Source organism: Pantoea sp., from assembly GCF_028283705.1.
GTDB lineage: Bacteria > Pseudomonadota > Gammaproteobacteria > Enterobacterales > Enterobacteriaceae > Pantoea.
The window spans coordinates 1-20,820 of sequence record NZ_JAPWKD010000004.1; the positions used below are offsets into that span (position 1 = coordinate 1).

20 protein-coding genes and 1 pseudogene are annotated in these 20,820 nt (G+C 56.4%); 13 read left to right on the forward strand and 8 right to left on the reverse strand.

The features are described from left to right. From PW844_RS03250 to ugpQ, 9 genes and pseudogenes are all read left to right on the forward strand, one after another. A pseudogene (locus PW844_RS03250) lies at positions 1–160 on the forward strand (branched-chain amino acid ABC transporter permease LivH); the annotation flags it as partial. Then, a complete protein-coding gene (locus PW844_RS03255; protein ID WP_299447192.1) occupies positions 157–1,428 on the forward strand; it encodes a high-affinity branched-chain amino acid ABC transporter permease LivM in 1,272 nt (423 codons plus the stop codon). The pseudogene PW844_RS03250 and the gene PW844_RS03255, both read left to right, overlap by 4 nt. Further along, positions 1,425–2,192 (forward strand): high-affinity branched-chain amino acid ABC transporter ATP-binding protein LivG, encoded by a 768-nt coding sequence (gene livG, locus PW844_RS03260; protein ID WP_299447195.1) that lies wholly within the window; start codon positions 1,425–1,427, stop codon positions 2,190–2,192. The genes PW844_RS03255 and livG overlap by 4 nt, the downstream gene beginning before the upstream one ends. A gap of 1 nt (position 2,193) precedes the next feature. After that, positions 2,194–2,907 (forward strand): high-affinity branched-chain amino acid ABC transporter ATP-binding protein LivF, encoded by a 714-nt coding sequence (gene livF / locus PW844_RS03265; RefSeq protein ID WP_084871805.1) that lies wholly within the window; start codon positions 2,194–2,196, stop codon positions 2,905–2,907. A gap of 205 nt (positions 2,908–3,112) precedes the next feature. After that, positions 3,113–4,429 (forward strand): sn-glycerol-3-phosphate ABC transporter substrate-binding protein UgpB, encoded by a 1,317-nt coding sequence (gene ugpB, locus PW844_RS03270; protein WP_299447199.1) that lies wholly within the window; start codon positions 3,113–3,115, stop codon positions 4,427–4,429. 61 nt (positions 4,430–4,490) lie between these two features. Beyond that, positions 4,491–5,378, forward strand: a complete 888-nt coding sequence (ugpA, locus tag PW844_RS03275; protein ID WP_208713668.1) for a sn-glycerol-3-phosphate ABC transporter permease UgpA — start codon at positions 4,491–4,493, stop codon at positions 5,376–5,378. Next, on the forward strand, positions 5,375–6,220 hold the full coding sequence (ugpE, locus tag PW844_RS03280) for a sn-glycerol-3-phosphate ABC transporter permease UgpE (RefSeq protein WP_299447205.1): 846 nt from the start codon (positions 5,375–5,377) through the stop codon (positions 6,218–6,220). The genes ugpA and ugpE overlap by 4 nt, the downstream gene beginning before the upstream one ends. Position 6,221: 1 nt before the next feature. After that, on the forward strand, positions 6,222–7,295 hold the full coding sequence (locus PW844_RS03285; RefSeq protein ID WP_299447208.1) for a sn-glycerol-3-phosphate import ATP-binding protein UgpC: 1,074 nt from the start codon (positions 6,222–6,224) through the stop codon (positions 7,293–7,295). Then, complete coding sequence (ugpQ, locus tag PW844_RS03290; RefSeq protein WP_299447211.1) at positions 7,292–8,035, forward strand: glycerophosphodiester phosphodiesterase; 744 nt, start codon at positions 7,292–7,294, stop codon at positions 8,033–8,035. The genes PW844_RS03285 and ugpQ overlap by 4 nt, the downstream gene beginning before the upstream one ends. Here ugpQ and PW844_RS03295 read toward each other — a convergent pair. Next, positions 8,032–8,307 carry a DUF2756 domain-containing protein gene (locus tag PW844_RS03295; protein WP_299447214.1) on the reverse strand — a complete coding sequence of 92 codons (276 nt, stop codon included), beginning with the start codon at positions 8,305–8,307 and terminating at the stop codon, positions 8,032–8,034. The genes ugpQ and PW844_RS03295 overlap by 4 nt on opposite strands. A gap of 204 nt (positions 8,308–8,511) precedes the next feature. On the opposite strand from PW844_RS03295, the gene ggt reads away from it, so the two are divergent. Next, positions 8,512–10,263, forward strand: a complete 1,752-nt coding sequence (gene ggt / locus PW844_RS03300) for a gamma-glutamyltransferase (RefSeq protein WP_299447217.1) — start codon at positions 8,512–8,514, stop codon at positions 10,261–10,263. Between the two features lie 91 nt (positions 10,264–10,354). On the opposite strand, the gene PW844_RS03305 is transcribed toward ggt, so the two are convergent. Continuing rightward, positions 10,355–10,849: a GNAT family N-acetyltransferase gene (locus PW844_RS03305; protein WP_299447220.1), complete on the reverse strand. Its 495-nt coding sequence runs from the start codon at positions 10,847–10,849 to the stop codon at positions 10,355–10,357. A 329-nt stretch (positions 10,850–11,178) separates the two neighbouring features. Here PW844_RS03305 and gntR point away from each other — a divergent pair, with 329 nt between their 5' ends. From gntR to gntU, 3 genes are all read left to right on the forward strand, one after another. Then, complete coding sequence (gene gntR, locus PW844_RS03310) at positions 11,179–12,174, forward strand: gluconate operon transcriptional repressor GntR (RefSeq protein WP_299447223.1); 996 nt, start codon at positions 11,179–11,181, stop codon at positions 12,172–12,174. A 140-nt stretch (positions 12,175–12,314) separates the two neighbouring features. Beyond that, complete coding sequence (gene gntK / locus PW844_RS03315) at positions 12,315–12,851, forward strand: gluconokinase (protein WP_084871815.1); 537 nt, start codon at positions 12,315–12,317, stop codon at positions 12,849–12,851. Between the two features lie 2 nt (positions 12,852–12,853). After that, on the forward strand, positions 12,854–14,194 hold the full coding sequence (gene gntU, locus PW844_RS03320; protein WP_299447227.1) for a gluconate transporter: 1,341 nt from the start codon (positions 12,854–12,856) through the stop codon (positions 14,192–14,194). Positions 14,195–14,264: 70 nt separating this feature from the next. Here the strand turns inward: gntU and PW844_RS03325 are convergent, their stop codons facing one another. The 6 genes from PW844_RS03325 to PW844_RS03350 form a co-directional block, all read right to left on the reverse strand. Beyond that, the gene (locus PW844_RS03325) at positions 14,265–15,890 is read right to left on the reverse strand and encodes a Na/Pi cotransporter family protein (RefSeq protein ID WP_299447229.1); all 1,626 of its coding nucleotides are present in this window, start codon (positions 15,888–15,890) and stop codon (positions 14,265–14,267) included. 108 nt (positions 15,891–15,998) lie between these two features. Next, the gene (locus PW844_RS03330) at positions 15,999–16,991 is read right to left on the reverse strand and encodes an ABC transporter ATP-binding protein (protein WP_299447232.1); all 993 of its coding nucleotides are present in this window, start codon (positions 16,989–16,991) and stop codon (positions 15,999–16,001) included. Positions 16,992–16,993: 2 nt separating this feature from the next. Beyond that, complete coding sequence (locus tag PW844_RS03335; protein ID WP_299447235.1) at positions 16,994–17,779, reverse strand: ABC transporter permease; 786 nt, start codon at positions 17,777–17,779, stop codon at positions 16,994–16,996. Positions 17,780–17,789: 10 nt separating this feature from the next. After that, a complete protein-coding gene (locus PW844_RS03340) occupies positions 17,790–18,635 on the reverse strand; it encodes an ABC transporter permease subunit (RefSeq protein ID WP_084871820.1) in 846 nt (281 codons plus the stop codon). Next, positions 18,625–19,443 carry an alkaline phosphatase family protein gene (locus tag PW844_RS03345; protein WP_299447240.1) on the reverse strand — a complete coding sequence of 273 codons (819 nt, stop codon included), beginning with the start codon at positions 19,441–19,443 and terminating at the stop codon, positions 18,625–18,627. Before PW844_RS03345 ends, PW844_RS03340 begins: the two co-directional genes overlap by 11 nt. 10 nt (positions 19,444–19,453) lie before the next feature. Further along, positions 19,454–20,515, reverse strand: coding sequence for an ABC transporter substrate-binding protein (locus PW844_RS03350; protein ID WP_084871822.1), 1,062 nt, complete (start codon positions 20,513–20,515; stop codon positions 19,454–19,456). Between the last annotated feature and the right edge of the window lie 305 nt (positions 20,516–20,820).

Consider the following 20,820-nt stretch of genomic DNA (forward strand, 5'->3'; position numbering starts at 1 on the left):
AGCGATGATTGGCGGCCTGGTGCTGGGCATTGCCGAAGCGCTGACGTCGGCCTATCTCTCCACCGAATATAAAGATGTGGTTTCCTTTGCGCTGCTGATTGTGGTGCTGCTGGTAATGCCGACCGGCATCCTTGGCCGTCCGGAGGTGGAAAAAGTATGAAGCGCCTCGGTCTGGTTAATGCCGTTATCTCTACGGTGATGTTGCTGGTGCTTGCCACCTTTTTTATGGGCATGCGCCTTGATCTTGATGGCACCAAACTGGTGGTGTCGAATGCCGGAACGGTGCGCTGGAACTGGATTTTTGTCGGTTGCGGCGTGGTGTTTTTGTTCCAGCTGTTGCGTCCGTTATTCCAGGGCGTGTTGAAACGTGGCGGAAACGGGCTGGTACTGCCGGGCTTTGATGGTTCAACGCCGAAGCAAAAGCTGGTGATGGCGCTGTTTATCGTCGCGGCGGTGATCTGGCCGTTCCTGGTGTCGCGCGGCAGTGTGGATATCGCCACCCTGACATTGATCTACGTGATGTTGGGGCTGGGCCTTAACGTGGTGGTGGGGCTGTCTGGCTTGCTGGTGCTGGGCTACGGCGGCTTCTATGCCATCGGTGCTTACACCTTCGCTTTGCTGAACCACTACTACGGTTTTGGTTTCTGGCAGAGCCTGCCGCTGGCGGGGCTGGTGGCCGGTGCGTTTGGTTTGCTGCTCGGCTTCCCGGTGCTGCGTCTGCGCGGCGACTATCTGGCGATTGTCACCCTCGGCTTTGGCGAGATTGTGCGTATCCTGCTGCTGAACAACACCGCCATTACCGGTGGTCCGAATGGCATCGCGCAGATCCCGAAACCGACCTTCTTTGGCCTGGAATTTGGCCGCAAGGTCAGCGAAGGCGGCTGGAGCACCTTCCATGAGGTGTTTGGTCTGAAATACGACCCGAATGACCGCGTTATTTTCCTCTATCTGGTCGCGCTGCTGCTGGTGGTGCTGACGCTGGTTATCATCAACCGTCTGCTGCGCATGCCGCTCGGACGTGCCTGGGAAGCGCTGCGCGAGGATGAAATCGCCTGTCGTTCCCTCGGCCTCAGCCCGACGCGTATCAAGCTGACGGCGTTCACCATCAGTGCTGCCTTCGCTGGGTTTGCCGGTACGTTGTTCGCCGCGCGCCAGGGCTTTGTCAGCCCGGAATCCTTCACCTTTGTCGAGTCGGCGTTTGTGCTGGCGATTGTGGTGCTGGGGGGGATGGGATCGCAGTTTGCCGTGATCCTCGCGGCGGTGCTGCTGGTGGTGTCGCGCGAGCTGATGCGCGATCTGAATGAATACAGCATGCTGGTGCTGGGCGGCTTAATGGTGCTGATGATGATTTGGCGTCCGCAGGGTCTGCTGCCAATGAAACGTCCGCATCTGAAATTGAAACAGGGTAAAGCGGGAGAGCAGGCATGAGTCAGCCTTTATTAGCGGTAGAAGGCCTGATGATGCGCTTTGGTGGCCTGCTGGCGGTGAACAACGTGGCGCTGGAACTGCGCGAGCAGGAAATCGTGTCGCTGATTGGCCCGAATGGTGCCGGTAAAACCACGGTGTTCAACTGTCTGACCGGTTTCTACAAACCTACCGGCGGCAGCATCAAATTGCGCGATCAGAATCTGGCCGGGTTACCGGGGCAGAAAATTGCGCGCATGGGCATTGTGCGTACCTTCCAGCATGTGCGCCTGTTCCGCGAGATGACGGTGATTGAAAACCTGCTGGTAGCGCAACATCAGCATCTGAAAAGTGGCGTGTTCTCCGGGTTATTTAAGACGCCGGCGTTCCGCAAAGGCGAAAGCGAAGCCCTGGATCGAGCCGCCACCTGGCTGGAGCGTATCGGCCTGTTGGAGCTGGCGAACCGTCAGGCGGGTAACCTGGCTTATGGTCAGCAGCGTCGGCTGGAGATTGCGCGCTGTATGGTGACGCGTCCGGAAATCCTGATGCTGGATGAGCCTGCCGCCGGTCTTAACCCGAAAGAGACACACGAACTGGACGAGCTGATCGCGGAACTGCGTGGGGAGCATAAGGTGTCGGTGTTGTTGATCGAACATGATATGAAGCTGGTGATGGGGATTTCTGATCGCATCTACGTGGTCAATCAGGGAACGCCGCTGGCCAATGGCACGCCGGAAGAGATTCGTAACAACCCGGATGTGATCCGTGCCTATTTAGGAGAGGCGTGATATGGCCAACCCGATGTTAACCATTGAAAACGTCAGCGCCCATTACGGCAAAATCCAGGCGCTGCATAACGTCAGCCTGTATATCAATCAGGGAGAGATTGTCACCCTGATCGGTGCCAACGGCGCGGGTAAAACCACGCTGCTCGGCACGTTGTGCGGCGAGCCGCGCGCCACCTCGGGTGCCATCACTTTTGATGGCAAAACCATTACCGACTGGCAAACCGCGCGCATTATGCGCGAGGCGATCGCCATCGTGCCGGAAGGGCGGCGGGTGTTTTCGCGCATGACGGTGGAAGAGAACCTGGCGATGGGCGGCTTCTTTGCCAGCCGTAGCCAGTATCAGGAGCGCATTGAACGCGTTTATGATCTGTTCCCACGTCTGGCAGAGCGTAAGGTGCAGCGTGCAGGCACCATGTCGGGCGGTGAGCAGCAGATGCTGGCAATTGGCCGTGCGCTGATGAGCCAGCCGCGTCTGCTGTTGCTGGATGAGCCCTCACTGGGCCTCGCGCCGATCATCATTCAGCAGATTTTCGACACCATCGAACAGCTGCGTAAAGAAGGGATGACCATCTTCCTTGTGGAGCAGAACGCCAACCAGGCGCTGAAACTGGCCGACCGTGGCTACGTGCTGGAGAACGGGCATGTGGTGTTGGAGGATACCGGCGAAGCGTTGTTGTCCAATGAGGCAGTACGGAGTGCCTATTTAGGCGCCTGACCCGTAGCAGCGCGATTTATCGCGCTGCTTTTTTGCCACCCTACGGAACAAACGGCGCGCGATAAATCGCGCCGCTACACGACCATCCCCCTGTCACACTTCCGTCATTAACCTGTTATTTTTCCGTCATTTTCCCGTGTCATGTTACTTCGCGAACAAAAAATGCGTGATTTCGCGCGTATCTAAAACAGCACAGGAAAACTTTATGTCCGCTTTTACGCTTCGTCCCCGCCTGATGAGTGCCCTGCTCGGTCTGGCGCTCAGCGGTAATGCGCTGGCTGCGACCGAAATTCCTTTCTGGCACTCCATGGAAGGCGAGTTAGGCAAAGAAGTTGATTCTCTGGCACAACGTTTTAACCAGGCTCACCCAGACTACAAAATCGTCCCGGTCTACAAAGGCAACTATGAACAGAGCCTGGCGGCGGGGATTGCAGCAGTACGTACCGGCAAAGCACCGGCCATTTTGCAGGTGTATGAAGTGGGTACCGCGACCATGATGGCATCGAAAGCCATTGTACCGGTACATCAGGTCTTCCAGGATTCCGGTATCGCGTTCGATGAAAAACAGTTCGTCCCAACTGTGGCGGGCTACTACAGCGATTCCAGCGGCCATCTGATCTCTCAGCCGTTTAACAGCTCGACTCCAGTGCTGTACTACAACAAAGATGCCTTCAAAAAAGCCGGTCTGAACCCGGATCAGCCGCCGAAAACCTGGCAGGAACTGGCGAAAGACGCCGATGCGCTGCGTAAAGCAGGCATGACCTGTGGTTACGCCAGCGGCTGGCAGGGCTGGATTCAGATTGAAAACTTCAGCGCCTGGCATGCTCTGCCAGTGGCGACCAAAAACAACGGTTTTGACGGCACAGACGCGGTGCTGGAATTCAACAAGCCGGTACAGGTTCGCCATATCCAGATGCTGGAAGATATGAACAAGAAGGGTGATTTCACCTACTTTGGTCGTAAAGATGAATCAACCGCCAAGTTCTATAACGGCGATTGCGGCATCACTACTGCCTCTTCCGGTTCACTGGCGGATATCAAGCATTACGCCAAATTCAACTTTGGTGTCGGCATGATGCCGTATGACTCCACCGTACCGAACGCACCGCAGAACGCCATCATCGGTGGTGCCAGCCTGTGGGTGATGAAAGGCAAAGATGCCAACACCTACAAAGGTGTCGCGGAGTTTATGCAGTTCCTGGCCCAGCCGGAAATCGCAGCGGAATGGCACCAGAAAACCGGTTATCTGCCGATCACCACCGCAGCTTATGAGCTGACCAAACAGCAGGGCTTCTATGACAAGAACCCGGGCGCAGACATTGCGACGCGTCAGATGCTGAACAAAGATCCGTTGCCGTTTACCAAAGGGATGCGTCTGGGCAACATGCCGCAGATTCGTACCATCGTGGACGAGGAGCTGGAAGGCGTGTGGACTGGCAAACAGTCACCGCAGGCAGCGCTGGATAACTCAGTGAAACGCGGAAACGAATTGCTGCGCCGTTTTGAGCAGCAGGTGAAGTAACCGCCGTAACGGGGCAGATCTGCGCGATCTGCCCCGATCTTTTTGCCTGACCGAGTCTGCTATGTCCTCATCACGCCCCGTATTCCGCTCCCGTTTGTTACCTTATTTGCTGGTGCTGCCACAGCTGGTGATTACCGCCATCTTCTTTTTGTGGCCAGCAGGTGAAGCGCTGTGGTATTCGCTGCAAAACCTTGATCCCTTTGGCATCACCAGCACCTTTGTAGGGCTGGATAACTTCCGTCGCCTGTTTAACGATGAATATTACCTGGCGTCATTCTGGACCACCATTGAGTTCAGTGCGCTGGTGACGGTATGTGGCATGCTGTTTTCGTTACTGCTGGCGGCGTTGGTGGATTATGTGGTGCGGCTGAAGAAGCTGTATCAAACCCTGCTGTTGCTGCCGTATGCGGTGGCTCCGGTAGTGGCGGCGGTGCTGTGGATGTTCCTGTTTAACCCTGGGCTCGGTCTGTTCAGCCATCTCCTGAACCAAATCGGTTACGACTGGAACTACGCGCAGAACAGTGGTCAGGCGATGTTCCTGATTGTACTGGCGTCGATCTGGCAGCAGATGAGCTACAACTTCCTGTTTTTCTTTGCCGCGCTGCAATCGATCCCCAAATCGCTGGTGGAAGCGGCGGCGATTGACGGAGCCGGACCGGTGCGCCGTTTCTTTAACCTGTCTCTGCCGCTGATCACCCCGGTGAGTTTTTTCCTGCTGGTGGTCAACCTGGTGTACGCCTTCTTCGATACCTTCCCGGTGATCGATGCGGCGACCGGCGGTGGCCCGGTGCAGGCCACCACCACGCTGATTTATAAAATTTATCGCGAAGGTTTTACCGGGCTGGATCTCTCCTCGTCGGCGGCGCAATCGGTAGTACTGATGTTGCTGGTGATTGGCCTGACTATCCTGCAATTCCGCTTTGTCGAGCGTAAGGTGCAATACCAATGATTGAGAACCGACGCGGGCTGGATATCTTCAGCCACACGCTATTGGTGCTGGGCGTGCTGACCATTCTGTTTCCGCTGTATGTCGCCTTTGTCGCGGCCACGCTGGATAACAACGCGGTGTATCAGGTGCCGATGACGCTGATCCCGGGCACGCATTTATGGGACAACATTTCCCGCATCTGGACCCAGGGCGTTAACGGCAGCGGCCCGGCCTTTGGCCTGATGCTGTTCAACAGCCTGGTGATGGCGCTCGGCATTACCGTGGGAAAAATCGCCGTCTCGATGCTGTCGGCGTTTGCGCTGGTGTGGTTCCGCTTTCCGCTGCGCTCGCTGTTTTTCTGGCTGATTTTCATCACCCTGATGCTGCCGGTAGAAGTGCGTATCTTCCCGACGGTGGAAGTGATTTCGACGTTGCACATGCTCGACAGCTACAGCGGTCTGACACTGCCGCTGATGGCGTCTGCCACTGCCACCTTCCTGTTTCGCCAGTTCTTTATGTCACTGCCGGATGAATTGATTGAAGCGGCGCGCATCGACGGTGCCAGCCCGATGCGTTTCTTCTGGGATATCGTGCTGCCGCTGTCGAAAACCAATCTGGCGGCGCTGTTCGTGATCACCTTTATCTACGGCTGGAACCAGTACCTGTGGCCGCTGCTGATTATCAATGACGCCAGCCTGGGTACCGCGGTGGCGGGGGTGAAAAGTATGATCAACACCAGCGGCGGACCGACGCAGTGGAACGAAGTGATGGCGGCAATGTTATTAACCCTGATCCCACCAGTGGTGGTGGTTTTAGTCATGCAGCGTGCCTTTGTGCGTGGCCTGGTGGAGAGTGAGAAATAAAATGGCAGGCGTAACCCTTCAGACCGTCACCAAATCGTATGACGGCAAAAATCAGATCATTCAGCCGCTGAATATCACCATCAATGACGGTGAATTTATGGTGATGGTGGGCCCTTCCGGCTGCGGTAAATCGACGCTGCTGCGGATGGTTGCCGGGCTGGAGCGCGTCACCTCCGGCGATATTTATATTGACGACAAACGCGTGACTGACCTCGAACCGAAAGATCGTGGCATTGCCATGGTGTTCCAGAACTACGCGCTCTATCCGCATATGACGGTGGAAGAGAATATGGCTTATGGCCTGAAAATCCGTGGTATGGGCAAAGAGCAGATTCGGCAGCGCGTGCTGGAAGCGGCGCGCAGCCTGGAGCTGGATCACCTGCTGACGCGTCGTCCGCGCGAGCTGTCCGGCGGCCAGCGCCAGCGTGTGGCGATGGGACGCGCGATCGTGCGTGAACCGGCGGTATTCCTGTTCGATGAACCTTTGTCGAACCTCGATGCCCGCCTGCGTGTGCAGATGCGTCTGGAGTTGCAGCAGCTGCATCGCCGTCTGCAAACCACCAGTCTGTACGTTACCCACGATCAGGTCGAAGCGATGACGCTGGCACAACGGGTGATGGTGATGAACAAAGGGGTCGTTGAGCAGCTGGGCACGCCAGTTGAAGTGTACGAGCGTCCCGCCAGCCAGTTTGTTGCCGCCTTTATTGGTGCACCGGCGATGAACCTGCTGCCGGGGCAAATCAACAGCGACGGCACGCGTTTCAATCTTGATGCACTGCATGCGCTGCCGCTGGGAGAAAGCAAAGCGAAATGGGCCAACCGCCCCCTGACGCTGGGTATTCGCCCGGAACATATCCAGCTCAGCAGCCGCGAAGAGGGGGGCATTCCGCTGGTGGTGGAGACGCTGGAAATGCTCGGTGCCGATAATCTGGCGCATGGTCGTATCGGTGACGCGCGATTGGTGGTACGTTTGCCGCACAGCGAACGTCCGCAGGCGGGCAGCACCCTGTGGCTGCAACTCCCGGCGAATGCGTTACATTTCTTCGATTCAACCCATGGAAAGCGTCTGGAATGAGTAAGCACAACTGGCCTTATCCGCACATCGTTGCCCATCGTGGCGGCGGGAAACTGGCCCCGGAAAATACCCTCGCCGCCATTGATATGGGCGCGCATTATCGCCATCAGATGATTGAGTTTGACGCCAAACTCTCCGACGATCGGCAGATTTTCCTGTTACATGACGACACGCTGGATCGTACCAGTAATGGCTGGGGGGTGGCGGGCGATCTGCCATGGGACAAGCTGGCGCAGCTGGATGCTGGCAGCTGGTTTAGCAACAAGTTTGCCGGTGAACCCCTGGCGTTGCTGAGTGATGTGGCAGCACGCTGTCGTCAGCATCAAATGATGGCGAATATTGAAATCAAACCGACCACTGGCAAAGAGGTGCAAACCGGGCGTGATGTGGCGTTAGCCGCACGCGATCTGTGGCAGGGGCAAACTGCGCCACTGTTGTCATCCTTCTCGTATGATGCGCTGGAAGCCGCCATGCAGGCGGTACCGGAACTGCCGCGAGGTTTACTGCTGGATAGCTGGCATGACGACTGGCAGGCGCTGACGGCGAGCCTCGATTGCGTGTCGATACATCTCAACCATAAGTTGCTGGACGCCGAACGTACCGCGCAGCTGAAGGCGGCGGGTCTGCACATTCTGGTGTATACCGTGAATCAGCCCGAACGGGCGCGCGAGCTGCTGAGCTGGGGTGTCGATGCGATCTGTACCGACCGCATCGACATTATCGGCCCTGACTTCCGTTAATTGGTGTTCTGCTGGCCCGGCTGCGTTTTGATGACACGCTGCTGGGCGCTATCACGATGTTCCTGCATTTTGCGCTGCAAATCCTGTTTCTGCTGTTGCTGATCCTGTTGCAGTTTCAGCTTCTCCTGTTGCTGCTGAATTTGCATCTGCGTCTGCATCCGTTGCTGGCTCGGGTTATAGCCGGGTTTGAACGGTTCATTGGTATTATTCAGCATATTCGCCATGCCGCTTAACGGCAGCAGGGCCGCGAAAACGATTAGCCATTTTTTCATGGTCATTCCTCCATTAATACCGCCGTGCTGTGTGCCACTGGTGCCTTTCAGGCACCAACGCGGTAATCATAAGTTTATGCGATATTAAAAAGTCGCTATCCAGGAGTGCGCCGAATTTAGCGAAGCTGCTAATCTTTTTTCAGTGTTTGTAAACACTTGCATCAATGATAACAAATGTAAACAACTGAAAAGGATGGTAGCGGCATGGGGATACAAGGCAGTGTGCGCCGGTTTAGCTGGGCGTTGTTGATGAGTTTTACCCTGGTACAGGGCGCGCAGGCGGCAGCGGGAAGCGCGCCACCGGTTTCTTACGGTGTGGATAGCGACACCTTTCATCCGGTGAAGGCGAAACACGGCATGGTGGCATCGGTGGATGCGACGGCCACGGAAGTGGGGGTGCAGATTCTCAGGCAGGGCGGTAATGCAGTCGATGCCGCCGTGGCGGTCGGTTTTGCACTGGCGGTGACCCATCCGCAGGCCGGTAACCTCGGCGGTGGCGGATTTATGCTGCTGCGTACCGCTTCCGGCCACACCACCGCCATCGACTTTCGTGAAATGGCCCCGGCACGCGCCTCACGCAATATGTTCCTCGACAAGCAGGGCAATGCCGACAGTAAGTTATCACTCACTTCCCACCTGGCCTCCGGCACGCCGGGCACCGTCGCCGGTTTTGCACTGGCCGTGCAGAAATATGGCACGCTGCCGTTAAGCACCTTGCTGGCTCCAGCGATCAAACTGGCGCGTAACGGTATCATCGTCAATGATGCGCTGGCAGACGATCTGGCCACCTATGGCAAAGAGAATCTGATCAATCATGACAATAGCCGTGCCATTTTCTATAAAGCAGACGGCCAGCCTTACCAGCAAGGCGATCGTCTGGTGCAGAAAAACCTCGCGCACAGCCTGCAACTGATTGCCCAGCAGGGACCAGACGCTTTTTATAAAGGTAAAATCGCCGACGAAATTGCTGGAGAAATGGCGCAACACGGCGGCCTGATTGGCAAGGCCGATCTCGCGGCTTATCGGGCTGTCGAGCGTAAACCGGTGAGCGGCAGCTATCGTGGCTATGAAGTGTTTTCAATGCCGCCACCGTCCTCCGGCGGCATCCACATTATTGAGATCCTCAATATCCTGGAAAATTTCGACCTGGCAAAAATGGGTTTCGGTAGCGCGGATGCGATGCAGGTGATGGCTGAGGCGGAAAAATATGCCTATGCCGACCGTTCGGAATATCTCGGCGACCCGGATTTCGTCAAAGTACCGCAGCAGGCACTGACCAGCAAAGCCTATGCGAAATCGCTGGCGCAGCAGATCGACATCAACAAAGCGCGTCCATCAAGCGAGATCAAACCGGGCAAGCTGGAGCCGTATGAAAGCAACCAAACCACTCACTTCTCGGTAGTGGATAAAGACGGTAACGCGGTGGCGGTGACCTACACCCTGAATACCTATTTTGGCAGCGGTATCGTCGCGGGCCAGAGTGGCATCCTGATGAACAACGAAATGGATGATTTCTCCGCTAAACCGGGCACGCCGAATATGTATGGCTTAGTGGGTGGTGACGCTAACGCAGTGCAGCCAGCCAAACGCCCGCTTTCCTCGATGTCGCCGACCATCGTGGTGAAAGACGGGAAAACCTGGCTGGTGACCGGTAGTCCGGGGGGCAGCCGTATTATCACCACTGTGCTGCAAATGGTGGTTAACAGCATCGATTTTGGTATGAATGTCGCAGAAGCGACCAATGCGCCGCGTTTCCATCATCAGTGGTTGCCGGATCAGTTGCGCGTGGAGAAGGGCTTCAGCCCGGATACTTTGCGTCTGCTGGAGAACAAAGGGCAGCATGTGAAGGTGCTACCCGCGATGGGCAGCACGCAAAGCATTATGATTGGGCCGGATGGCACGCGTTATGGCGCGTCAGATCCGCGTTCGGTGGATGATTTGAGTGCGGGGTATTAAGTTTTAACATCCGTAGCGGCGCGATTTATCGCGCTTTTTTATAAAACCCGCGCGATAAATCGCGCCGCTACGGAAGGTATATGGGGCGGTTTTACCCTTTTAACCGCGCCATATAATGGGTATCTACCAGCTCGCCGTTACGCATCGCGTGGCGGCGAGCGGTGCCCTCAATTTCAAAACCAAACTTCTGATATAACCCAATCGCGGCTCTATTGTCGGCAAACACCGTCAGTTCAATGCGTGTCACCTGCAACCAGTTGTCGCAAAGATCCACCATCGCCGCCATCAGCGCAGACCCCACACCACGACGATGAAACGCCGGATCAACACCCATCCCCAGAGTCGCGGTATGGCGACGGCGCGCCTGCTCCAGCACGCTGAGCGTCAGTTGCCCCACGATCTGCCCATCAATGCAGGCCACCAGCCGTTGCTCACCCGGACGCGTCGTTTGCAGTCGTTCCTGCCACAGTGCTGGTGATTGCAGCGGCAGATGCAAGGTATTCGCCTGGGTTTCTGCGTGGCTATACAGCTGGAACAACGCGGCGGCATCAGCGGGTGTGGTGTGACGGACAGTGACGAGACTCATGGTGCGGCTCCTTATGCAAAATGGAAAAATCCCCTTTAACATCAAGGATTTTATGTGTGGCGTCAATGGAAAATAATTCGCGAAAGAGCTTTACAGACGAGAATGATAATGATTATTATTGCGATGCGGTCCCGGGAAGTCCTCCTGACAAACCGGGAAAGCACGACATTGCTCACATTGCTTCCAGTATTACTTAGCCAGCTCGGGTGCTGGCTTTTTTTTTGCCTTTTTTCCGACATCCGGCACCGATCCCGCTTCCTGCGCCCCGTTTACAAACGTATGACAATTTAATGATAGACTCAGCGTATCTCTGACCTCAGGCGCTTACGATGAAGAAGAAAAGACCGGTACTACAGGACGTTGCCGATCGCATCGGCATCACAAAAATGACTGTCAGCCGCTACCTGCGCAATCCTGAACAGGTCTCCGCTGCGCTGCGCGACAAAATCGCCATCGCGCTGGATGAACTGGGTTATATCCCGAACCGCGCGCCCGACATGCTCTCCAACGCCACCAGCCGCGCTATCGGCGTATTGCTACCGTCACTCACCAACCAGGTCTTTGCTGACGTGCTGCGCGGCATCGAAACCGTCACTGATGAGGCGGGTTATCAGACGCTGGTGGCGCACTTCGGCTACAACGCGCAGAAAGAAGAGCTGCAACTGCGTTCGCTGCTGGGATGGAACATCGATGGGGTGATTCTGACGGAGCGCAGCCATACGCCGGGGACGCTGCGGATGCTGGAAGTGGCGGGTATTCCGGTGATCGAAATGATGGACTCGGTCTCGCCGTGCCTCGATATGGCTGTCGGCTTTAATAACGTCGAAGCTGCGCGCCAGATGACTCACGCTATTCTGAAAAAAGGCCATCGCCACACTGTTTATCTCGGTGCACGCCTTGATGAGCGTACTCTGCAGAAACAGCAGGGCTATGAGCAGGCCATGCGTGAAGCAGGGTTAACGCCACACAGCGTGATGATGGAAGATGCTTCATCGTTCAGCGCCGGATCCTTGCTGCTGCGTGAGGCACAAAAACGCTATCCGCAGACGGACAGCCTGTTCTGTACCAACGATGACCTTGCCGTCGGCGCGATGTTTGAGTGTCAGCGTCAGGGATTGCGTGTGCCTGACCAGATGGCGATCGCCGGTTTCCACGGTCACGATATCACCCAGGTGGTAAATCCGCGTCTGGCGACGGTGCTGACTCCGCGTGAGCGTATGGGACGGGAGTCTGCGGCAATGCTGCTGGCGCGCATTGGCGGCGATCGTTCCGTCACCGCACCGCTGGATGTCGGCTTTGAAATTGCCGAAGGCGGCAGCATCTGATTCTGGCGATTTTTTGAGTCAGTTCACACTTTCGTGCTTTTCCCGGTAAAAGGGTTGCCAGCCTGTGACCGGGTGCCGACAATGATGATCGAATTTGTTATCGGTAACATTGGCAGAAATCACTGCCGGAGCGCAAAAAAATGACAACGCCATCCCCGTCGCACCATGTTTTTATCCTGATGGGTGTGTCCGGCAGCGGAAAGTCTGCCGTCGCCAATCAGGTTTCACACCAACTTAACACCGCCTTTCTCGACGGTGACTTTCTGCATCCACGCAGCAACATCATGAAAATGGCCGAAGGCCATCCACTGGATGACAACGATCGTCGCCCGTGGTTACAGGCGCTGAACGATGCCGCCTTTGCCATGCAGCGCACTCAGGCAGTCTCCATCATTGTTTGCTCAGCGTTGAAAAAGTCCTATCGCGACATTCTGCGTCAGGGCAACCACAACCTGAAATTTGTCTATCTAAAGGGTGATTTTGAAACCATCGAATCACGCCTGAAAGCCCGCAAAGGCCACTTCTTCAAACCACAGATGCTGGTAACGCAGTTTGCCACGCTGGAAGAACCCGGCGCGAACGAACCCGATGTACTGGTGGTTGATATTAATCATTCACTGGATGAGGTAGTTGCGGCCACGGTTGCGACCATCAAGGGAGCAATCAACAAGGGTTAGTCATGAGTACCGCAACGCTGGTGTTAACTGCAGCAGGCTCTGTCCTGCTGCTGCTGTTTTTGGTGATGAAAGCGCGTATGCACGCCTTTGTCGCTCTGATGTTAGTGTCTATTGGTGCCGGTTTGTTCTCCGGTATGCCGCTCGACAAAATTGCCGATACCATGCAGAAAGGCATGGGCGGTACGCTTGGTTTCCTCGCGATTGTGGTGGCGCTGGGCGCGATGTTCGGCAAAATCCTGCATGAAACCGGCGCGGTCGATCAGATTGCCATCCGCATGCTGAAAACCTTTGGTGAAAGCCGCGCGCATTACGCGATGGGCATTGCCGGGTTGATCTGTGCGCTGCCGCTGTTCTTCGAAGTGGCGGTGGTGCTGTTGATCAGCATTGCCTTTGCTGTGGCGCGTCGTACTGGCGACAACCTGGTGAAGCTGGTGATCCCGCTGTTTGCCGGGGTGGCGGCGTCTGCCGCGTTCCTGCTGCCAGGGCCAGCTCCAATGTTGCTTGCATCACAGATGCACGCTGATTTTGGCTGGATGATTTTGCTGGGCCTGTGTGCCGCTATCCCTGGCATGCTGATCGCCGGTCCGCTGTTTGGCAATTTGATCGCTAAGCGTGTGACCTTTAGCTCGCCGCCGGAGGATCATCAGCCGGATGTGGAAGAGGGCAAACTGCCATCGTTTGGCTTCAGTCTGTCGCTGATCCTGTTCCCGCTGCTGCTGGTGGGACTGAAAACCATTGGCGCACGTTTCACCACGCCGGGCACAAGTCTGTACCAGTGGCTGGAGTTTATCGGCCACCCGTTTACCGCGATTCTGTTGGCCTGTCTGGTGGCGATCTATGGTCTGGCATATCGCCAGGGCATGGATAAAGAGAAGGTGATGCAGGTGTGCGGCAGCGCACTGCAACCTGCGGGGATCATTCTGCTGGTGATCGGTGCCGGTGGCGTGTTCAAGCAGGTGCTGGTGGATTCCGGGGTTGGCCCGGTGCTGGGTCATGCGCTGATTGGTGCGGGCCTGCCGATTGCGCTGGCCTGCTTTATCCTTTCGGGTGCGGTACGTGTGATTCAGGGATCGGCAACGGTCGCCTGTCTGACCACCGTCGGCCTGGTGATGCCGGTGATCGAACCGCTGCATTACAGCGGCGCGCAGCTGGCGGCGCTGTCAATTTGTATCGGCGGTGGCTCCATCATTATCAGCCACGTCAATGATGCTGGTTTCTGGTTGTTTGGCCGCTTCACCGGCGCTTCCGAAGGCGAGACGCTGAAGACCTGGACAATGATGGAAACCATCCTCGGCACCACTGGCGCGATTGTCGGCATGATTGCGTTTACCCTGTTGTCATAACAACCATGCGCAATAAATTGCGCCGCTACTAATCGCAGAGATCGGTAGCGGCGCGATTTATCGCGCGGTTTTATTCATCATCCCGATCGTCATCCGGCTGCTCCAGCACCGTGTAAGCCACGGCACAGAACAACGAGTTCAGACGCTTCATATCCCCCAGCAGGCCAAGGTGCAGCGAACTGGTTTCGATGCTTTGCACATTTTGCTGGTGCAGACGTTCGACGTGGGCATGGGAAAAACGACGAATCAGAATCCGGAAGCGATGCTTGGAGCGGCGCAGACGTTTGGCGCTGGCGACATCGTGTGACAAAAATACCGACAGGCTGAGTCGCAGGTTATTCAGCACCTGTTCCTGCAGAGTCTCCAGCTCCTCCAGCCCTTCGGGTGAGAAGGCCCGACGCGCGGCCAGCGCTTTATCCGCCACGTCAGCGCTCATGCGTTCGATGATATCTCCCGCCTGTTCCAGGTTCAGTGCCATCTCAATGATCTCAGCCCAGCGGCGCGAATCCTCTTCCGGCAAATCCTCTTTCGGCATGCGCGCCAGGTAGAGTTTGATGGCGGTGTACAGCACGTCGACGTCATCGTCCAGCCTGCGCACCGCGCGCTCTTCGCGCAGGTCGCCATGCACCACTTTGCTGAAGGTCTCCACCATCTGTTCAACCACATCACCGATACGCAGCGTTTCACGCGCCGCATTAACCAGCGCCAGCGCCGGGGTGTCGAGGGCGCTGCTGTCGAGGTGTTTCGGTTTCAGGCGGGCATCGATTTCCGTGTCATCGCTGATCATCCGGTGGCAGAGGCGCGCCATCGGTTCAGCGAACGGCACCATCACCAGACAACGAATCAGGTTGTAGAAAACATGGAAGAAGATCACCAGTTCTTCATCATGCACTGGCAGCTTATCCAGTATATCGGCGATCGGATTGACGAACGGCAGGATGGCAACGCAGCCGATCAGTTTGAACAGCAGGCTGCCGAGCGCCACGCGTTTACCCGCCGCATTGGAGCCGCTGGCGTTAATCATCGCCAGCAGGCCGCTGCCGAGGTTGGCACCAATCACCAGACACAGCGCCACTTTAAAGGAGATCACTCCGGTAGCTGTGAGGGTCGCGGTAATCAGTACGGCGGCAAGGCTGGAGTAACTAATGATGGCGAATACCGCACCAATCAGGGCATCCAGCATCACGTCGCCCGTCAGGGTGGCGAACAGCACATGTACGCCCGCCGCCTGGGTGATCGGGCGGGCTGCCGCCACAATCAGCTGCAATGCCAGCAGAATCAACCCGAGACCAATGCTGGCACGTCCCAACTGGCCGATGCGCATCTGCTTGCGGCTGAGGAACGCGATCACACCAAACAGAATAAACAGCGGCGAGAGCCAGGAGAGATCGAAGGTCAGGATTCGCGCCATGATCGCCGTACCGACGTCCGCGCCGAGTACCACCACCAGGGCGGGTGTCAGGCTGACGAGGTTCTGGGCGACAAACGAGGTGACTAGCAGGGTGGTGGCATTGCTGCTCTGAACCAGCGCAGTGACGCCGATACCGGCGAGAAATGCCATCGGTTTTTTTTCCACGCTGCGACTGAGTACGCGGCGTAAGTCGGCACCGTAGACCCGCATAATCCCGGTACGGACAATGTGGGTGCCCCATACCAGCAGGGCCACGGCAGACAAAAGGTTTAACAGGGTTAACACGTAAGCAGGCTCCTTAACCGTCAGGCTTTAACAGCAGGCTGCGAGCCTGACGGAGAGCGCAACCTGTACAAGGTAATGCCGCGCTGCGTTGCCAATTTTTCCTGTAATTTAAGCGACCTGGCGCAACGTCGACATCTCTAACTGTAGCCCAATCTGCATCCCGGTGGGGTGTAAATCAGCGACGCTACGGTTCAAAACATCAACTGAAAGCTCGACATTGTGCGCCAGCACACGATAACGGATGACGTTGCCCAGCAGGCTATGGCTGAGAATGGTGGCGCGAATCCCGGCTTCAGGGGCGCAGATCAGGATCGATTCCGGACGAATTGCCACCTGGCCGCTGAAGGTTTGTCCTGTCAGCTGAGTTGCCTGCTCGGCACTCAGCAGGTTGTAGTTGCCGATAAAACCGGCAGCAAACAGATCGGCGGGCTGGGTATATAAGGCTTCGGCGTTGCCGTTCTGCACAATTTTACCGCGATTCATCAGCACGATACGGTCGGAGAGCGTCAGCGCTTCTTCCTGATCGTGGGTGACGAAAATGGTGGTGAGCTTCAGTTCCTGCTGAATATTACGGATCTGCTCGCGCAAATGACGGCGGATACGCGCATCCAGCGCCGACAGCGGTTCATCCAGCAACAGCAAGCGTGGACGTGTCACCAGTGAACGTGCCAGCGCCACGCGCTGACACTGGCCGCCGGACAGCTGATGCGGGTAGCGGCGAGCGAAATCGGTCAGTTCGACCAGCGCCAGTGCTTCCATCACCCGTTGCTGGATCTCACTCGCGGCCAGTTTCTGCATCTTCAGACCAAACGAGACGTTCTTTTCTACCGTCATATTCGGGAACAGCGCATAGCTCTGAAACACCATGCCGATGGTGCGCTTCTGCGGTGGCAGCGGCACGATATCCTGACCCTGCAACAAAATCTTGCCGCTATCGACCGAGGTCAATCCGGCGATACAGCGCAGCAGCGTGGATTTGCCGCAGCCGCTCGGGCCGAGCAGGGTGACAAATTCGCCCTCATCAGCGCTGAAATCGATATTTTCGAAAATGGTGGTTGGGCCGTAGCTTTTATTCAGCTCTGTGACGTTCAGATAACTCATGGTCAGCCTCGTTCAGGATTGAGGGCGTTCGCCAGCCAGGTGACCAGCAGGACGACAACAAAATAGGAGATCACCAGTGCGCTGGTGAAATGGCCGCTGCCATTGCGCATGTTGTAGAGATAAACCTGTAAGGTTTCATAGCGGGTGCCGACCAGCAGGTTAGCGAAGACAAACTCACCTATCAGGAAAGAGAAGGAGAGCAGCACGGCAATGAACACCCCTTTGCGCAGGTTGGGCAGCACCACAAACAGCGCGGCCTGCCAGGTGCTGGCACCGAGCAGGTGTGCGGCATCAATCAACTCACGCAAGTTGATGGCCTGCATATTGTTGGAGATGGCGCGATAGATAAACGGCAGCGCGATGGTGAAGTAACACCCCACCAGAATCCACGGTGTACCGGTCAGCATCAGCGGCGATGATGAGTACAGCTGCAATAAACCCACTGACGAGACCACCGGTGGTACGGCAAACGGCATCAGGATCAGCACGTTCATCACCGCGTCCAGCTTCGGAAAATAGTAAGCGATCACAAACATCGCAGGCAGTACCAGCACTAACGAGAATAGCAACGCGCCAAAGCAAATCAGCAGCGAGTGGCCGAGCGCGGTCAGGAACCGGCTGTCGCTCCACAATTCAAAGAACCACTTTAGCGTGTAGCCCTGCGGCAGAATGGTATCGCTCCATTCTGAGGAGAGCGCATACAGCAAGGTCGCGATCAGCGGCGTGGCCAGGATAATCAGCAGCAGCCAGACAATCAGGCGGTGATAGACTTTTTCTACGCGAGACATGGGCCGCTCCTCAGGACGGTTTAGCGTTGAGATAACTGCGGCGCACCAGATATTGCTGCACCACCGTAATCAGCGCCATCAGCAGCACCAGCAGCATCGCCAGCGCGCCGCCGGTGTTGGGATCAAGCGAGATATCGCCCGATACCAGCGCGGCAATACGCACCGGCACCACGTTAAAGTTACCGGTGGTGAGTGCATAAATGGTGGCATACGCGCCAAGGGCGTTTGCCAGCAGAATCACAAAAGTGCCGAGCAGGGCCGGGAACAGAATCGGCAGGCCGATATGCCACCAGTAGCGCCAGCGGCTGGCCCCCAGCAGTGCAGCGGATTCCTGCCAGTCCTGACGCAGGCCATCAAAGGCCGGATACAGCAACAGAATACCGAGCGGGATCTGGAACCAGGTGTAAACAATCACCATGCCGTCGCGCGAGAACAGTTTGAAGCTTTCCAGCAAATTGTAGTGGCGCAGCAGCAGCGTCAGGCAGCCGTTCAGGCCCAGCAAAATGACAAAGGCAAACGCCAGCGGGACGCCGGCGAAGTTGCTGGTCATGTTGGTAAACGACATCAAAAAGCGCTGAAAACGTCCGCTGCCCAGCTGATGCAGCGAATAACCGGCAACCAGCGCAATCAGCAAACCATAAATGCTCGACCAGATGGAGATATCCAGCGACAGGCGAAACGCCTGTAAATAGAAGGGTGAGGTCAGGATATCGGTGTAATTATCCAGCCCCCAGGCTTCATTCATGTCGCTCCAGAAGCTGTTGATGGCGATCCACAGCAAGGGCGCGAGCTGGAATGCTACCCAGAACAGGGCAAAGGGCAGCAACAGCAGTAGCGCGAGGCCTTTACCCTTCATGACGCGGCTCCGCCAGCAGGCCGCTGCAGACCGGTTTATCATGCTCAACGCCCAGCAGGGTGCAGACGATACCGCACAGCTCCGTTTGTTGTGGTTCCAGATCTGGCTGCTTTGAGAAGCCCTCACCAAACACAAACAGCGGGACATGGGTCTCTTCCGGCAAAATGCCGCCGTGCGAACGGTCATCGTTCATGCCGTGATCGGCAGTGACAATCACCTGATAACCGGCGGCCAGCCAGCCCGGCATCCAGTGCGACAGATAACCATCAGCCATGCGTGCGCGGTTGCGGTACTGTGGCGATGACAGGCTATGTTTGTGCCCGGCATCATCGATGTTCATCGGGTGGATCAACAAAAAGTCAGGGTCATGACGCAGACGCAGGCTTTCCGCGTCTTCAAACAGATGGGAATCCGGATAGCCGTCGTCCCAGTAAAAGTGCCCATATTGAATGGGCAGATCAGGCGCGACCGTATGCCGGTCGCGCGCTGCATTGAAGGGGGTTTGGTTATAGAGTTCACTCACCCAGTGGTAGGCAGCGGCAGCGGTGGTTAAACCGGCGGCGCGCGCGTAATGGAAGATGCTGCGCTCTTTACTCAACCGGCTGACACCGTTATGAATAATACCGCTGCGCACCGGCGTGATACCGGTGAGAATGCATTCATACAGCGGGCGCGACAGTGACGGCAGTTCGCAGGTCAGCGTGTAATATTGACCGTTGCCCTGCGCGCATTCGGCAAACAGGTAGCCCATCGCATGTTGTGCGACCTGATTGCTCAACCCATCCAGTACCACCAGGATCGTTTTCATCCCCTTCTCCTTACTGCTGCATATTGATGATTACGTTCTCCTGCCACAGACGCGGCAGCGCTTTTGACGTTTTGTCCCAGGCAGCCTGGTCTTTGATCGGGCGGGCATTTTTATATTCAGACTGCGGCAGCAATTTGGCCTGCACGTCTGCTGGCAGCGTCAGGTATTGCGCGCGAATCGGGCGTGCATAACCTTTCGCCAGGTTGGTCTGGCCAGCATCAGAGAAGATATATTCACGCGCCAGTTTGGCGGCGTTCGGGTGTTTGGCGTATTTGTTGATGATGGTGGTGTAACCAGAGGTCACGGAGCCGTCAGACGGGATCACCACTTCATAGCGGTTTTTGTCGATCTGATCGCGATAGTTCAGGCCATTAAAGTCCCACACCACAGCAACCTGGATTTCGCCTTTTTCGATGTTGGCAATCACCGGATCGGTCACGCCCAGGCGGCCCTGTTTGGCGAGATCAGCAAAGAAACCGAGTGCCGGTTTCAGGTTCTTTTCATCACCGCCCAGCGCATAGTTGGCCGCCAGCACGCCGTTGGCAGCCTGAGCAGCCACGCCTACGTCACCGATAGTGACCACATACTTACCTTTCTTCAGATCGGCCCAGCTGTGCGGCACATCTTTAACCTGCTGTTTGTCGACCAGGAAAGCGATGGTGCCGGTATAAGCCAGCATCCAGTTACCTTCTTTGTCTTTCGCCCAATCCGGGACCTGATCCCAGTGTGTTGGCTTATAAGGCTGAGCCAGACCTTTCGCGACCGCAACAGGACCGAAAGCGGCACCCACGTCACCGATATCGGCGCTGGCGTTCTCTTTCTCTGCGGCAAATTTCGCCAGTTCCTGCGCCGAAGACATATCGGTATCGCTGTGCTTCAGGCCATATTTGCTGCTGATGTCATTCCATGTGTCTTTCCAGTTGGCCCAGCTATCTGGCATGCCGACACTGTTGATTTGACCTTCGCTGCGCGCGGCTTTTTCCAGCGCGGCAAGATCGTTGTCGGCAGCTTGCGCGGCGGGCAGCGCAAGCAGTACGGCACTGGCTACTACAGAGGCGATTAACGCTTTCATCTCAGTTGCTCCCGGTGTAAGTTGAGGGACATCTTGGTCTAGTCCAGCAAGAACCGAGCCAATGTAGCCTTTGCATATGAAGGTTTTATGACTACAGCGGTGAAATGTGGTGTGGCGAGCAAATCCACATGCCATGCTGGAGCGCAATGATGTCGGGCATAGCTTGTCACTGAATTGTCATCGAACTGTCATAGTGCAGCTTCGCCCCAAAATGAGGCTTTATAGATGTCGTCGAAAACGGCGGACGTAATTGCAGCCGCGCTGCACAGTCGTATTGATGCAGGGGAGTTCGCCAGCGGGCGCTT